This is a genomic window from Arthrobacter sp. Soil_C_60 (assembly GCF_057656375.1).
Genome location: NZ_JBDGKM010000003.1, coordinates 49,499 through 62,813, shown reverse-complemented (window position 1 = coordinate 62,813; position 13,315 = coordinate 49,499). Strand labels below are relative to the sequence as shown.

The window sequence follows — 13,315 nt, the reverse complement described above, 5'->3', positions numbered from 1 at the left end:
ACCACGGCGCGGTTTCCTACGCGGCGGCGTACGAGTGGTTGGCGTACCGGAGCTAGTTGGCGTCCGGGTGGGCGGCGGGCAGCAGCTCGGAGATGAGCTTTTCGATCCGGCCCTTGATGTCGTCGCGGATGGGTCGGACGGAGTCCACGCCCTTGCCGGCCGGATCCTCCAGCACCCAGTCTTCGTAGCGCTTGCCCGGGAAGTAGGGGCACTCGTCGCCGCAGCCCATGGTGACAACGACGTCGGAATCCTTGACCGCCTCGGCAGTCAGGACCTTGGGCAGTTCCGTGGAGATGTCGATGCCCTCTTCGCGCATCGCCTCAACGGCTGCAGGGTTGACCTGGTCTGCGGGCTGGGATCCGGCGGAACGAACCTCGATGGCGCCCTCGGCCAGATGGGTCAGGTACGCCGCGGCCATCTGGGAACGTCCCGCGTTGTGGACGCAGACGAAGAGGACGGACGGCTTTTTGGCGGTGGATTCGGCGCTGGTGGTCATTACTTCGTCTTTCCTTCGATCGGTGCGGAGAGTGCGGGGGTGGCTGCGGGCCAGTATTTCTTCTGGGCCCAGAGCGCTACGTAGACCAGGGCCACCAGCACCGGGACCTCGATCAGCGGACCGACGACGCCGGCGAGGGCCTGTCCGGAGGTGACGCCGTAGGTGCCGATCGCCACCGCAATAGCCAGTTCGAAGTTGTTCCCGGCTGCCGTGAACGCCAGCGTGGTGGTCCGTGCGTAGCCCATGTTCAGGAGTTTGCCGATCACCATGCCGGCCCCGAAGACCACAGAGAAGTAGACCAGCAACGGCAGCGCGATCCGGGCGACGTCCAGCGGATTGGACGTGATCTCGTCGCCCTGCAGGGCGAACAGGAGCACGATCGTGAACAGCAGTCCGTAGAGAGCCCAGGGACCGATCTTGGGCAGGAACTTGTTCTCGTACCAGTCACGGCCCTTGGCCTTTTCGCCGATGGTGCGGGTCAGGAAGCCGGCCAGCAGCGGGATGCCCAGGAAAATCAGGACACTTATGGTGATGGCCCAGAAGGAGAATTCGGCGCTGGTGGTGGGCAGTCCCAGCCAGGAGGGCAGCAGTTGCAGGTAGAACCAGCCCAGCGCGCCGAAGGCGATGACCTGGAAGACGGAGTTAATCGCCACCAGCACGGCCGCGGCCTCGCGGTCACCGCAGGCCAGGTCGTTCCAGATCATCACCATGGCGATGCAGCGGGCGAGCCCCACGATGATCAGGCCGGTCCGGTACTCGGGCAGGTCCGGCAGGAAGATCCAGGCCAGCGCGAACATGAAGGCCGGGGCCGCGAGCCAGTTAATAACCAGCGAGCTGATCATGAGCTTCTTGTCGGCCATCACGCGGTGGGTTTCGTCGTAGCGGACCTTGGCCAGCACCGGGTACATCATCACCAGCAGCCCGATAGCGATGGGGAGCGAAACATCCGCAACCTGGACCGCATCCAGCGCGCGGGCCAGGCCCGGGATGAAGCGGCCCAGCAGCAAGCCCGCCGCCATGGCGGCGATGATCCAAACGGGCAGGAAGCGGTCAAGAGTGGAAAGACGGGCTGTAACCTGCCCTGTTTCGGGTGTTGCGACGGGGGTGCTCACGTAGCTCCTCGGCATGGGGATCTGTTCGGTGCGAGGCCAAGCGTTTGGCACCGCAAACATTGACGGGAATCGATGCGTATCGATACCGAGTATGGAGGTAGATATCGACGAGTGTCAATCTATGTGCATAATGGATGACATGGCTTCCGTTACCGAGTTTGAGTCACCAGGCATCCAAGAGGACCAGCTTTCGTGCTGCACCCCGGCAGGAGCGCCGGTCATGAGCGCTGAGCGCGCCACCGCGCTGGCCGCGCAGTTCAAGGCCGTGGCGGACCCGAACCGGCTGCGTTTGATCTCGATCATCTCGGCCAGCGAAGGGGCCGAAGCCTGCGTCTGTGACTTGATCGAGCCGTTGGACCTTGGCCAGCCCACGGTGTCCCACCACCTGAAGGTTCTGGTTGACGCGGGCATCCTGCGCCGGGAGAAGCGCGGCGTCTGGGCCTACTTCTCGCTGGTGCCGGGAGCGTTGGACAATCTGGCCGGAGTGCTGGAGGAACCCAAGTAGCAGCGCCGGCAGCAGGAAGTAGCCGTAGCAGGAGGTAGCAGTCAGGGGCGGATTGCGCGGGAGGCCGGTGCGGGGCGAGTCAGAAACCGCTGCTGGCCGCGCCGATGAACCCGAAGAACAGCAGAATGGCCCAGAGTCCGGCCACCAGATAACCCATCACCAGGCCGCCGATGGCCATCCCGCGTCCGGCGGGCTCTTTGGACAGGCCGATGTGGCCCAGCACGATGGCGGCGATCTGGGGCAGGAAAAGGAAGCCGAAGGTCACCACGCCGACGATCCCGCAGACCAGCGCCCCGATGCTCAAACCCTTGGGCTGAGGCTGCGGCTGGTAGTACATCTGCTGGTTGTAGCCGGGCCCGCCGTAAGGGTTGTACTGAGGTGCAGGCTGGGCACCCGGGCCGGGCTGGAAGGCGTAGGGATTCGGGGCGGCTTCAGGCGACGACGGCGGCACCGGCGCATTGCCCGCGGGGCCCGGCTCCGTGTACCAGCTCGGGTGTTTGGGATCGTTGAACGGTGGCTGCTGCCCGTGGTCCGTACCTGACATGGTGCTGCTCCCCTTGATCCGCTCCGCTCAGAACAGCCTACCTGCGGGCCGCCTGCCGCTACTAGTTTAGAACTTTGTTGTGGATAACGCGGAGGTAAGCCGTCGCCGTCGTAATCTGATGAATTTCCGGTAACCCAAGTCACTAGGCCTGCCCGATGTTTGGCATGCTGGTGCAATGGCAAACCGTGCGGGCACCGTGGCCCAACCCAGCGACCTTGTTGACCTCACCGCGCTCCTCGACGCGTACTTCGATATCAAGCCGGATCCGCGCGATCCGGTCCAGCGCGTGGCCTTCGGCACCTCCGGGCACCGCGGCACCAGCCTCAAGGGCTCCTTCAACGAGGAGCACATCGCCGCCATTACGCAGGCCATCGTGGAATACCGCGCCGGCCAGGGCATCAGCGGACCGCTGTTTGTCGGCAAGGACACGCACGCGCTCTCCGATCCGGCGCAGAACACCGCCCTCGAGGTCCTCGCCGGCAACGGCGTGACCGTCTGGGTGGATGCGCGGACCGGCTGGACGCCGACGCCGGCCGTCAGCCATGCCATCCTGAAGCACAATGCGGCGCATCCGGACGCCCAGGGCGACGGCATTGTCATCACCCCGTCCCACAACCCGCCGCAGGATGGCGGCTTCAAGTACAATCCGCCCCACGGCGGACCCGCCGATTCGGACGCCACCGGCTGGATCGCGAACCGGGCCAACGAGCTGCTCGAATCCGGCCTGCGCGGCGTGAAGCGCATTCCCATCGGCCAGGCCCAGCTCTCCGGCGCCGTGGGCAGCTACGACTTCATGAGCAACTACGTGGAAGACCTGCCGCAGGTGCTGGACCTTGATGCCATCCGTGAGGCCGGCGTGCGGATCGGGGCGGACCCGATGGGCGGCGCGTCCGTGGACTACTGGGGCGCGATCGCGGACCGGCACAACCTGGAACTCACCGTGGTCAACCCGACGGTGGATCCACAGTGGGCGTTCATGACGCTCGACTGGGACGAGAAAATCCGGATGGACTGCTCCTCGCCGTCGGCCATGGCCTCGCTGATCGCCAAGGTGCGCGATGGCGGCGCCTCCTTTGATATTGCTACCGGCAACGACGCCGATGCGGACCGGCATGGGATTGTCACCCCGGATGCGGGACTGATGAACCCCAACCACTACCTGGCCGTGGCCATCCAGTACCTCTACACACACCGCCCGCAGTGGCCGGCGGAAGCCTCCGTGGGCAAGACGCTGGTCTCCTCCTCGATCATCGACCGGGTGGCGGCGGACCTGGGGCGCAAGCTGGTGGAGGTTCCGGTCGGCTTCAAGTGGTTTGTCCCCGGCCTGCTCTCGGGCAAGGGTGTCTTCGGCGGCGAGGAATCCGCGGGCGCGTCCTTCGTCCGGTTCAACGGCCAGCCCTGGTCAACGGACAAGGACGGCATCCTGCTGGCACTGCTGGCCTCCGAGATCAAGGCCGTCACGGGCAAGTCGCCGTCCGAAATCTATGGTGAGCTGACCGCGAAGTTCGGGTCGCCGTCGTACGCCCGCATCGACGCCGCCGCCAGCCGGGAGCAGAAGGCGGCACTGGGCAAGCTCTCCGCCGCCGACGTCACCGCCACGGAGCTGGCGGGCGAAGCGATCACCGCCAAGCTGACCGAGGCGCCCGGTAACGGGGCGCCGATCGGCGGGCTCAAGGTCACCACCGAGAACGCTTGGTTTGCCGCGCGCCCCTCCGGCACCGAAGACGTCTACAAGATCTACGCGGAGTCCTTCAAGGGCGAAGACCACCTCAAGCAGGTCCAGGCCGAAGCGAAGGCGATTGTCGACGGCGTCATCTCGTAGCCCGGCGCGGGCACCGGGAAGACAAACCTCGAACCCGATTACCCGGGCGCCGACAGGCCTCCGGGGAACTGAAACGGGCCTCGTCTGCAATAACGGTGCTGGGCAGCACCGTTTTCGCAGGCGGGGCCCGTCGTCGATGAGTCAGTTCCTCTCGGGCCCGCTATGCCCGGTGGATAGGCGTGGCCTCAGGCGGCCGTTTAGACCGTGGTGGTGGCAAACTCGTAGTCCAGGCGGGGCAGGCGCGGATGCCAGGCGTTCTCGCCCGGCTTGCCGAGATTGACCACCATGAAGGTCTTGCGGTTCAGGCCCTCGTGGAATTCGGCGTCGATACCGGCGGCATCGAATGCGCCCATGGGTCCGGCGGCCAGGCCGACAGCGCGGACGGCCATGATGAAGTAGGCAGCCTGCATATGGCCGTTGTTGTTGCCCATCACCGCGCGGAGTTCTTCGTTGCCGTCGAACATGGCCTTGCGCTCGGCCGCGTGCGGGAAGAGCGCGGGGAACTGCTCGTGCCATTCCGTGTCGAAGCTCAGCACGGCCACCAGCGGGGCGGCGGCGGTCTTGGCCTGGTTGCCCTCCGCCATGTGCCTGACCAGCCGCTCGCGCGCTGCGGCGGAACGGATCCAGGTGATGCGCAGCGGCTGGATGTTCATGGACGTGGGGCCCATTTTCGCCAGCTCGTAGATGGCGCGCAGCTGATCGTCGGTGACCGGTTCGTCGGTGAAGCTATTGGCCGTGCGTCCCTCGAGGAACAGTGCGTCGGTGGCGGCGGCGTCGAGGACCAGTTCGTCCTGGAGGTTGGTTTCGGCAGTGCTCTGGGCGGTCATGGGGACCTTTCGGTAGGGATACGGCGTTCATGGGTGCCAACGCATTTTCGGCGCCGAACCCTCCACCCCCTGACATGATCTGCGTCACGATCATGGCCGCACTGCGGCCAAGGCGTCAGCAAACCCGCGTGAGCAGCTGCGCCGCGGAAGCCCGGTTTCGCTGCTGGCGGTAAAGTTTGCTCAGAAAATCCCCTTATCTGCAGGAGACTCGCCATGGGTACGCTCGGTTCCACCAAACTCGGCCTCGGCTGGACGATGCACGGCGATGGCAAGCGCATCGGACCGGGGTCCGTGGTTTCTCCGCAGGAGCGGTTGAGCTGGCCGCGGACCATCGGCATCGGCGCCCAGCATGTGGTGGCAATGTTCGGCGCGACGTTCCTGGTTCCGCTGCTCACCGGTTTTCCGCCGTCGACCACCCTGCTGTTCTCCGGCGTCGGCACGATCCTGTTCCTGCTCATCACCGCCGGCCGCGTCCCGAGCTACCTCGGCTCAAGCTTCGCCTTCATCGCCCCGATCGGCGCGGCGATGAACCAGCACGGCATGGGCGGCGCGCTGGGCGGCCTCGTCATGGCGGGCGCCGTGCTTTTCGTCGTCGGCCTGATTGTGCATAAAGCCGGCACGCACTGGATCCAGGTGGTCATGCCGCCCGTGGTCACCGGTTCGATCGTGGCGCTCATCGGCCTCAACCTCGCCCCGACCGCCAAACTGAACTTCGAGCAGGGCGCTATCACCGGGCTGGTCACCGTGGCCGCAATCCTGCTGACCACGGTCCTCTTCCGCGGCCTGCTGGGACGGCTGTCCATCCTCATCGGCGTCCTGGCGGGCTACGTCACGGCGATCTTCCGCGGCGAGGTGGACTTCTCAACAATCAACGACGCCGCGTGGTTCGGCCTGCCACCCTTTCACGCACCCGAGTTCCACCTTTCCGTCGTCGGGCTCTTCATACCCGTGGTACTGGTGCTGGTTGCCGAAAACATCGGCCACGTCAAGTCCGTCGCCGCGATGACCGGGCAGGATCTGGACCCTTACACCGGGCGCGCGCTGATGGCTGACGGCCTGGCCACGGTCCTGGCCGGTTCCGGCGGCGGTTCCGGAACCACCACGTACGCGGAAAACATCGGCGTCATGGCTGCCTCGAAGGTCTATTCCACCGCCGCGTACTGGGTGGCCGGTGTCATCGCGGTGCTGCTGAGCCTGTTCCCCAAGTTCGGCGCGGCCATTGCAACAGTACCGCCGGGAGTGCTGGGCGGGGCGGGCGTGGTGCTGTACGGCATGATCGGCATCCTGGGTGTGCGCATCTGGGTGCAGAACAGGGTGAACTTCGCCAACCCCATCAACCTCTCCGTCGCCGGTGTCTCGCTGGTGGTCGGCATCGCCAACTTCACCTGGAGCATCGGCGCACTGACCTTCGAGGGCATTGCCCTGGGCACGGGCGCCGCGCTGCTGATCTTCCACGGCATGAGCGCGATCGCCCGGTGGCGTGGCACCGAACCGCTGGATTCGGCCGAGGATTCCGGGGTAAAACCGTCCAAGCTCGGCTGACGATGCGGCCGGCACCCTAGACCGATTCCGGCAAGACGACTAGCGTTGCAGACATCGCGCCTCAGGGTCCGGTCCTGGGGCCATCTTCAAGGAGGAAGCATGGCCAACCACGTCTACAACGTCACCGAAATCGTCGGCACGTCCCCGGACAGTATGGAAAAGGCAGTTGCCAATGCCGTCGCGGAGGCGTCCAAGACGCTGCGCAATCTGGACTGGTTCGAGGTCAAGGAAACACGCGGCCACCTGAAGGACGGCGCCATTGCGGACTGGCAGGTCACCATCAAACTGGGCTTCCGGCACGAAGGCTGAGACCACGTCCGCCGGCAGCACCGGCGGACCCTAGGGATTCGACATGACGGACCATTCCGCACAGATCCAGCACCAGGCGCTGCCGCTGCGTGCCGAAGCAGACCTGGATCCGTTGCTGGAGCGGATCGGCGACGCAAGCTACGTACTCATCGGCGAAGCCTCACACGGCACCCATGAGTACTACGCCTGGCGTGCGTCGCTGACCCGCCGCCTGATCCAGGAGCGGGACTTTTCCTTTGTCGGGGTCGAGGGCGACTGGCCGGACTGCTACGCCGTCAGCAACGCGGTGACCCTCGCACCCGGTGCGCCGGAAGATCCCGAGGACGTGCTGCACGGCTTCGACCGCTGGCCCACTTGGATGTGGGCCAACCGCGACGTGGCGGACTTTGCCCGCTGGCTGCGGTCCTTCAACGAGTCCAGGCCGGAGGACGAGCGCGTCGGTTTCTACGGGCTGGATGTCTACAGCCTGTGGGATTCGCTGCGGGCCGCCCTCGGGTTCCTTGAGGAGTACCATCCGGAGCACGTCGATTCCGCGCTCGAGGCCTTCCGCTGCTTTGAGCCCTATGCGGAGGATCCGCAGTCCTACGCTCTCTCCACCCGCCTGGTGCCTTCCGGCTGCGAGCCCGAGGTGGTCGAGCTGCTCGGCAAACTGCGCACCTCTGCCGCGAGCGACGGCGGAGCGCCCCGTGACGCCCGCTTCAATGCGGAACAGAATGCCCTGAGTGCGGCAGGTGCCGAGGCCTACTACCGCGCCATGGTGCGCGGCGGATCCGAATCGTGGAACGTGCGGGACGAGCACATGGTTTCGACGCTGGACCGGCTGATGGCGCACCACGGCGATGGCGCCAAGGCCGTGGTGTGGGAGCACAACACGCATATCGGGGATGCGCGCTGGACCGACATGGCATCGGCCGGGATGGTCAACGTCGGCCAGCTGGTGCGCGAAGCGCATTCGGAGGAGGGCGTGGTGGCGGTGGGGTTTGGCAGCTACCGCGGCAGCGTCGTCGCCTCCGACCGCTGGGGCGGTTCGACGCAGGTGATGCAAACCCCGCCCGCGCGGCGGGGAAGTGTCGAGGACCTGATGCATTCGGCCCTCGAAGGAACTCCTTCCGCCTCGTTTGTCTTCAACGGCGGATCCAAAGCCACGGATTCCGCCGCCGACGGTTCCGACTGGGCGGGACAGTCCCTTGAACACCGTGCCATCGGTGTGGTGTACGACCCGAACGCGGAGCGGTGGGGCAACTACGTGCCCTCCGTGATGGGGCGGCGTTACGACGCGTTCCTGTTCTTCGATGAAACGACGGCGCTTGACCCGTTGCATGGCGTCCATGCGCACGGCGGCGAAATGGAGACGTGGCCGGCCAATACCTGAACCCCGCCTAGGCCGGAGCCGCCTGTGCCGGGCCGGTCTGCAGTGTCCGGCTGAACCAGGCGGCGGCCTGGCGGGCGACTTCCTCCAGCGTCCCGGGTTCGGAGAAGAGGTGCGTTGCGCCCGGGATGATGGACAACTGGTGCTCCGCCGGCAGCCGGGCGGCTGCCTGTTCGTTGTAGGCGATGACCTGCTCATCGAGCGACCCGACCAGCAGCAGGGTCGGGGCGCGCACCCCGGACAGCGCTTCGGCGGCCAGATCCGGCCGTCCGCCGCGGGACACCACCGAACGTACGACGCCGGGACGCGCCGCCGCCGTGCCGAGCGCAGCTGCAGCGCCGGTGCTGGCGCCGAACAACCCCACGGGCAGGCCTGCCAATTGGGGACGGGCTGCCACCTCGTCCACCACCGCGGCCAGCCGGTCCGTCAGGAACCCAATGTCGAAGCGCAGGGACGCATCCACGGCATCGCGCCGTTCCTCCTGGGAGGTCAGCAGGTCGAAGAGGAGCGTGCCCAGGCCCGCCTGCTGCAGCTCCTTGGCCACCAGGATGTTGCGCTGGCTGCGGCGGCTGCTGCCGCTGCCGTGGGCGAAAACCACTATCCCCCTGGCGCCGGCGGGCAGGTGCAGATCCGCATCCAGCCCCGGTCCCCCAGGCAGCACGACGATCTGTTCGTCCATGTATCCAGCATGCCAAAGCGGCGGCGGCGACACACTGGCCTGCCCGCAGAACTTTTTAGCCCGTAGCACCCGCGGGGAACGCGGAAGCCATTGTGCCCTTTCGGCAGCGGTGGTTGGCTGGAATCATGACCCAGATACCAGAAGAGAACCTCCCCGAGGACGAGCACCTTCGTCAGGACATCAACGCCGCGGAGCCCGAACGCGAATCCGCTGCCGAGTTCGACGGCGACACCTTCACGTCGGGCCTGACCAACGCCGGCCAGCGGGTTCCCGGGCTGAGTCCGGACGGTGAGTACGAGGCCCGGCAGGATCCGGAGCGTGAGGACGACCCGGGCCAGGACGGCTTCCTCCCGCCGGAACCCGTCCCCGAGGACTGACGCCCTGCTGCTTACGCTCCCTCGAGTGCCTGCTGCGTACCCCAGGTGACGTACTTGGCCGCCTGGGCGAAGGCTTCTTCCGGCGTGCGGGCAAGGTCCAGCAGGCTGACGGCGGCCTCCACTCCGTGCGCGGCCAGCTGCTCCGGCGTCAAGGTGATTTTCCCGGCAACAACGACGGCGGGAATTCCCCTCTGGTGTGCACGGTCGGCGATACCCATGGGCGCCTTGCCGTATTCCGACTGCTCGTCCATGGACCCCTCGCCGGTGATCACCAGGTCCGCGCCCTCCAGGGCAGCATCGAGACCGGTCAGTTCGGCCACCAGGTCAAAGCCGCGCTCCAGCCGTGCCTTGGTCAGGCCGAGGAAGCCCGCCGGGAAGCCGCCCGCGGCACCGGCTCCGGGAACGTTGACCTCGGCCCCGGTCTCCTGCCGCAGCAGTTCCGCCCACCGCTGCAGTCCTTCATCCAGGAGCTGCCGGCCCGTGGCGTCCGCACCCTTCTGCTGGCCGAAGATATGCGCGGCACCTTCCGGACCATGCAACGGATTGTCCACATCCGCGGCAATCCGCACAGTCACCGAGGCCAGCCGTGAGTCCAGGCCGGAGGCATCGATCCGGTGTGCCGTGGCCAGGCCGGCGCCGCCGAGCGGAACCTGCGCCCCGCCGTCGTAAATCTTCAGGCCCAGCGCGCACAAGGCACCGGAGCCGCCGTCCGTCATCGCGGAACCGCCGATCCCGAGCACAATTTCCTGGGCGCCCGCGTCGAGGGCCGCGGCGATCAGCTGCCCGCTGCCGTAGGAATGCGCCGCCAGCGCGGTCTGCACGGAGGGCTCGGTGAGCAGTAGCCCGGAGGCCCGGGCGGTCTCGATCACCGCGGTTTTGATGCCGCCACGGTCAAGCATGGCCCAGGAGGCGGTGACCTCGCGGTCCAGCGGTCCGCGGACCCGGCTGGTGTGTTCCTGGGCTCCGGCGGCCAGCGCGGCTTCCAACGTCCCCTCGCCGCCGTCCGCCACCGGCAGCGTCCGAACCTCGGCATCCGGGTAGACGCGCAGCACTCCCTCCGCCATCGCCTGGGCTGCCTCCGCCGCGGACAGCGTGCCCTTGAACTTATCCGGTGCCACCAAAACCTTCATGCCTGCTCCCTCTGCGGCCAGAAACCGCGTTCGTCCATCACCTGTGCCAGTACATCGGCCCGGTCCGTCATGATTCCGTCCACGCCGAGATCCAGCAGCCGGTTCATCTCATCACGCTCATTGATCGTCCATACGTGCACGTGCAGCCCGGCCGCATGGCAGCGCCGCACGAAGGCCGGGGTGACCACGCGGAACCGCCCGTAGGCCACCGGCACCTGCACGGCATGCATCCGCGCCGCGCGGCCCACCGCCCGGGTCAGCCCAACGCGGCCCAGCCCCACCAGTGCACTCAACGATACGATGCCGCCGGAACTGGCCGCGGGCAAGGTCAGACCGCGGAAAACACCGAGGCGCCGCCGGTCCGAGAAGGACGTGACGAGGATGCGGTCGTGGGCCTTGTACTGCTCGATCAGCCGTGCCAGCAGCGGGCCGCCGGCGCGGTCCTTCACGTCCACGTTGATCTTCAGGTCCGGCCACTCGCGCAGGAGTTCCTCCATGGTGGGGATCGGCTCGACGCCGCCGATGCGGACTTGCCGCAGCTGGGAACGGGTGTGCTCGGCGAGCGGCCCAGAACCGTCCGTGACCCGGTCCAGGCTCTCGTCGTGGAAAACCATCAGTTCGCCGTCGGCGGTGGTACGTACGTCGGTTTCCACATACCCGTAGCCCAGCTCGATGGCAGCGCGGAACGCGGCCAGCGAGTTCTCATGGCCGGCCGGTGAGAAGCCGCGGTGTGCAAAGGCTACCGGCCACGGTTCGGCACCGGCCGCGGTCCCGCACCGGTTATGCAGATACGGGTAGTCACTGCTCACCTTCCGGCTCCGCCTACAGCTCGGCGAGCCGGGCTTCGAGAATCTGGGCCACGCCGTCGTCGGCGAAAGCCGGGGCCTGGTAGCGTGCCGCTCCGATCGCTTCAGGGTGGCCCGATGCCATCGCGTACCCGTGGCCGGCCCACTCGAGCATCTCGATGTCATTGGGCATATCGCCGAAAGCAACCACGTCCTGCGGGTCGATGTTCAGCGACGAGGCATAGTCCGCCAGCGTCACGGCCTTGTTGATGCCCGGCTGCGCCATCTCCAGCAGGGCCACGGTAGGCGCCGAATGGGTGACCGCCACCAGATGGGACACCGCGTCCTGCACCTCGGCCAGGAACGCATCCGGATCCAGGTCCCGGCCGCGCGCCAGGAACTTCACCACCGCATCGCGTTCCGTCAGGGACTGCTCCAGTAGCATCGGCTCGATTCCGTCCAGCAGCTCCACGGACCCCTGCTCCACGAAGCCCGGTTCCAGCTGGAATCCGAAGGTGGTTTCGGCAGCGAAAGTAGCGCGCGGATGCAGCCGCAGAATGATCTCGCGGGCCTGGAAGATGTTGGTGTGCGGCAGTGTTTTGGCCGAGATGACCTCGCTGCGCACCAGGTCGTAGACCACGGCGCCATTGGAACAGATCACGGTGCCTTCGTGGCCGATCTGCTCGCGCAGCGGATCCAGCCAGCGCGGCGGACGGCCGGTGACAAAGACAATTTCGACGCCGGCAGCAGCCGCGTCCTTGAACGCCCGGACGGTGCGGGCGCTGATTTTCCCGTCCCGGCCAATGATGGTCCCGTCCAGATCACTGGCAATCAAGCGCATACAGCCCAGTCTATGCGTCACCCGGCGTTTCAGCGGGCAAGTTCGTTCCGGCTGGGAGGATTGGCACCGGCGCGGGAAACCGTGACGGCAGCAGCACTGGCCGCGAAGTCCAGTATCTCCCGCAGGACATCGGCAGACAGGTTCTGCAAGTGCTCGCGGCTCCGGGAACCGGCCAGCCCGCGCTCCATCAGGGCCGTCAGCAGCGCCGCCATGAAGGAGTCCCCCGCGCCGACCGAATCCACTACCTCGACCTCGGGCACCGGGGCTTCGGCCGCGCCGTCGCGCACCACGCCCCACGGTCCCAGGGCTCCCTTGGTCACCACGACAATGCCCGGTCCGCGGGACAGCCATTCACGCGCCGATTCCTCCACCGGACGGTCCGGGTAGAGCCACCGGAGGTCTTCCTCGGAGGCCTTGACCAGATCGGCCAGCGCCACGAACTTCTCGGCCTGCCGGCGGGCGAAGTCCCGATCGGTGATCAGGGTGGGCCGGCAGTTCGGGTCATAACTGATCAAGGCCCGCGGATGCGCGCGCTGGACCGTGGCCAGCACGGTATGCGCCCCGGGCTCGAGCATGGCGGCGATCGAACCGGTGTGCAGCCAGAGCGTTTCCTCGAGCAGCCTCGGCAGGGCCGTCTCCAGCGGCGGCAGTTCCCACAACAGGTCGAAGGTGTAGTGCGCGGCGCCGGTCCGGTCCAGCGTCGCCTTGGCAACACTGGTCGGCCCACCATCGCCGCCCAGCGGCGTGAGTACCGAATTGGAGCGCAGGTGGTGGAGGATCCGGGCGCCATGATCATCGCGGCCGTACCGCCCGACGAACTGTACCGGCTGGCCCAGCCGCGCCAGCCCCACCGCGACGTTCAGCGGGCTGCCGCCTACGTGGACTCGCTCCGCAGAAGTATCGCTTGAAACGACGTCGACCAGGGCCTCACCGATAACTGTCAGCACAGTGTCAACGTAGCAGAGCGCGCCGGTCCG

Annotated in this window: 15 protein-coding genes; 6 read left to right on the top strand and 9 right to left on the bottom strand. The window is 66.9% G+C overall.

Translation table 11 applies throughout. From position 1 onward, the window contains the following. Window positions 1-52: 52 nt before the first annotated feature. Together AC3A4M_RS07055 and arsB are read right to left on the bottom strand one after the other, a co-directional pair. Complete coding sequence (locus tag AC3A4M_RS07055; RefSeq protein ID WP_498734871.1) at window positions 53-496, bottom strand: arsenate reductase ArsC; 444 nt, start codon at window positions 494-496, stop codon at window positions 53-55. After that, a complete protein-coding gene (gene arsB, locus AC3A4M_RS07050; RefSeq protein ID WP_498734870.1) occupies window positions 496-1,623 on the bottom strand; it encodes an ACR3 family arsenite efflux transporter in 1,128 nt (375 codons plus the stop codon). The genes AC3A4M_RS07055 and arsB overlap by 1 nt, the downstream gene beginning before the upstream one ends. 124 nt (window positions 1,624-1,747) lie before the next feature. Here arsB and AC3A4M_RS07045 point away from each other — a divergent pair, with 124 nt between their 5' ends. After that, a complete protein-coding gene (locus AC3A4M_RS07045; protein WP_498734868.1) occupies window positions 1,748-2,113 on the top strand; it encodes an ArsR/SmtB family transcription factor in 366 nt (121 codons plus the stop codon). Between the two features lie 79 nt (window positions 2,114-2,192). Here AC3A4M_RS07045 and AC3A4M_RS07040 read toward each other — a convergent pair whose 3' ends face one another. Beyond that, window positions 2,193-2,657, bottom strand: a complete 465-nt coding sequence (locus tag AC3A4M_RS07040) for a DUF4190 domain-containing protein (protein WP_498734867.1) — start codon at window positions 2,655-2,657, stop codon at window positions 2,193-2,195. Window positions 2,658-2,832: 175 nt separating this feature from the next. Between AC3A4M_RS07040 and pgm the strand changes: the two genes are divergently transcribed. Then, entirely contained in the window at window positions 2,833-4,479 is a 1,647-nt protein-coding gene (gene pgm, locus AC3A4M_RS07035) for a phosphoglucomutase (alpha-D-glucose-1,6-bisphosphate-dependent) (RefSeq protein ID WP_498734865.1), read from the top strand. 197 nt (window positions 4,480-4,676) lie between these two features. On the opposite strand, the gene AC3A4M_RS07030 is transcribed toward pgm, so the two are convergent. After that, window positions 4,677-5,306: a malonic semialdehyde reductase gene (locus AC3A4M_RS07030; RefSeq protein WP_498734864.1), complete on the bottom strand. Its 630-nt coding sequence runs from the start codon at window positions 5,304-5,306 to the stop codon at window positions 4,677-4,679. A 213-nt stretch (window positions 5,307-5,519) separates the two neighbouring features. Between AC3A4M_RS07030 and AC3A4M_RS07025 the strand changes: the two genes are divergently transcribed. The 3 genes from AC3A4M_RS07025 (at window position 5,520) to AC3A4M_RS07015 (ending at window position 8,529) form a co-directional block, all read left to right on the top strand. Further along, window positions 5,520-6,848 carry a uracil-xanthine permease family protein gene (locus AC3A4M_RS07025; RefSeq protein ID WP_498734863.1) on the top strand — a complete coding sequence of 443 codons (1,329 nt, stop codon included), beginning with the start codon at window positions 5,520-5,522 and terminating at the stop codon, window positions 6,846-6,848. 99 nt (window positions 6,849-6,947) lie between these two features. Further along, entirely contained in the window at window positions 6,948-7,157 is a 210-nt protein-coding gene (locus AC3A4M_RS07020) for a dodecin (protein WP_074700241.1), read from the top strand. Window positions 7,158-7,200: 43 nt separating this feature from the next. Next, complete coding sequence (locus tag AC3A4M_RS07015; protein WP_498734862.1) at window positions 7,201-8,529, top strand: erythromycin esterase family protein; 1,329 nt, start codon at window positions 7,201-7,203, stop codon at window positions 8,527-8,529. A 7-nt stretch (window positions 8,530-8,536) separates the two neighbouring features. On the opposite strand, the gene AC3A4M_RS07010 is transcribed toward AC3A4M_RS07015, so the two are convergent. Then, window positions 8,537-9,205 carry a dienelactone hydrolase family protein gene (locus tag AC3A4M_RS07010; RefSeq protein ID WP_498734860.1) on the bottom strand — a complete coding sequence of 223 codons (669 nt, stop codon included), beginning with the start codon at window positions 9,203-9,205 and terminating at the stop codon, window positions 8,537-8,539. Between the two features lie 125 nt (window positions 9,206-9,330). Here AC3A4M_RS07010 and AC3A4M_RS07005 point away from each other — a divergent pair, with 125 nt between their 5' ends. After that, the gene (locus tag AC3A4M_RS07005) at window positions 9,331-9,582 is read left to right on the top strand and encodes a hypothetical protein (protein ID WP_074700244.1); all 252 of its coding nucleotides are present in this window, start codon (window positions 9,331-9,333) and stop codon (window positions 9,580-9,582) included. 11 nt (window positions 9,583-9,593) lie between these two features. Here the strand turns inward: AC3A4M_RS07005 and AC3A4M_RS07000 are convergent, their stop codons facing one another. From AC3A4M_RS07000 to AC3A4M_RS06985, 4 genes are read right to left on the bottom strand one after another with little or no spacing between them, the layout of a single operon-like run. Next, window positions 9,594-10,712 (bottom strand): glycerate kinase, encoded by a 1,119-nt coding sequence (locus AC3A4M_RS07000; RefSeq protein WP_498734859.1) that lies wholly within the window; start codon window positions 10,710-10,712, stop codon window positions 9,594-9,596. After that, the gene (locus AC3A4M_RS06995) at window positions 10,709-11,521 is read right to left on the bottom strand and encodes a glycerophosphodiester phosphodiesterase family protein (protein ID WP_498734858.1); all 813 of its coding nucleotides are present in this window, start codon (window positions 11,519-11,521) and stop codon (window positions 10,709-10,711) included. Before AC3A4M_RS06995 ends, AC3A4M_RS07000 begins: the two co-directional genes overlap by 4 nt. Window positions 11,522-11,534: 13 nt before the next feature. Next, a complete protein-coding gene (locus AC3A4M_RS06990) occupies window positions 11,535-12,338 on the bottom strand; it encodes an HAD family hydrolase (protein ID WP_498734857.1) in 804 nt (267 codons plus the stop codon). A gap of 29 nt (window positions 12,339-12,367) precedes the next feature. After that, the gene (locus AC3A4M_RS06985) at window positions 12,368-13,285 is read right to left on the bottom strand and encodes a carbohydrate kinase family protein (RefSeq protein WP_498734855.1); all 918 of its coding nucleotides are present in this window, start codon (window positions 13,283-13,285) and stop codon (window positions 12,368-12,370) included. Between the last annotated feature and the right edge of the window lie 30 nt (window positions 13,286-13,315).

What these genes read in the sequence shown, in the direction of transcription:
- AC3A4M_RS07005 (WP_074700244.1), top strand. Translation starts at nt 9,331, where the DNA reads ATGACCCAGATACCAGAAGAGAACCTCCCCGAGGACGAGCACCTTCGT.
- pgm (WP_498734865.1), top strand. Translation starts at nt 2,833, where the DNA reads ATGGCAAACCGTGCGGGCACCGTGGCCCAACCCAGCGACCTTGTTGAC.
- AC3A4M_RS07025 (WP_498734863.1), top strand. Translation starts at nt 5,520, where the DNA reads ATGGGTACGCTCGGTTCCACCAAACTCGGCCTCGGCTGGACGATGCAC.
- arsB (WP_498734870.1), bottom strand. Translation starts at nt 1,623, where the DNA reads ATGCCGAGGAGCTACGTGAGCACCCCCGTCGCAACACCCGAAACAGGG.
- AC3A4M_RS06990 (WP_498734857.1), bottom strand. Translation starts at nt 12,338, where the DNA reads ATGCGCTTGATTGCCAGTGATCTGGACGGGACCATCATTGGCCGGGAC.
- AC3A4M_RS07015 (WP_498734862.1), top strand. Translation starts at nt 7,201, where the DNA reads ATGACGGACCATTCCGCACAGATCCAGCACCAGGCGCTGCCGCTGCGT.
- AC3A4M_RS07030 (WP_498734864.1), bottom strand. Translation starts at nt 5,306, where the DNA reads ATGACCGCCCAGAGCACTGCCGAAACCAACCTCCAGGACGAACTGGTC.
- AC3A4M_RS07055 (WP_498734871.1), bottom strand. Translation starts at nt 496, where the DNA reads ATGACCACCAGCGCCGAATCCACCGCCAAAAAGCCGTCCGTCCTCTTC.
- AC3A4M_RS07045 (WP_498734868.1), top strand. Translation starts at nt 1,748, where the DNA reads ATGGCTTCCGTTACCGAGTTTGAGTCACCAGGCATCCAAGAGGACCAG.
- AC3A4M_RS07010 (WP_498734860.1), bottom strand. Translation starts at nt 9,205, where the DNA reads ATGGACGAACAGATCGTCGTGCTGCCTGGGGGACCGGGGCTGGATGCG.
- AC3A4M_RS07040 (WP_498734867.1), bottom strand. Translation starts at nt 2,657, where the DNA reads ATGTCAGGTACGGACCACGGGCAGCAGCCACCGTTCAACGATCCCAAA.
- AC3A4M_RS07020 (WP_074700241.1), top strand. Translation starts at nt 6,948, where the DNA reads ATGGCCAACCACGTCTACAACGTCACCGAAATCGTCGGCACGTCCCCG.
- AC3A4M_RS07000 (WP_498734859.1), bottom strand. Translation starts at nt 10,712, where the DNA reads ATGAAGGTTTTGGTGGCACCGGATAAGTTCAAGGGCACGCTGTCCGCG.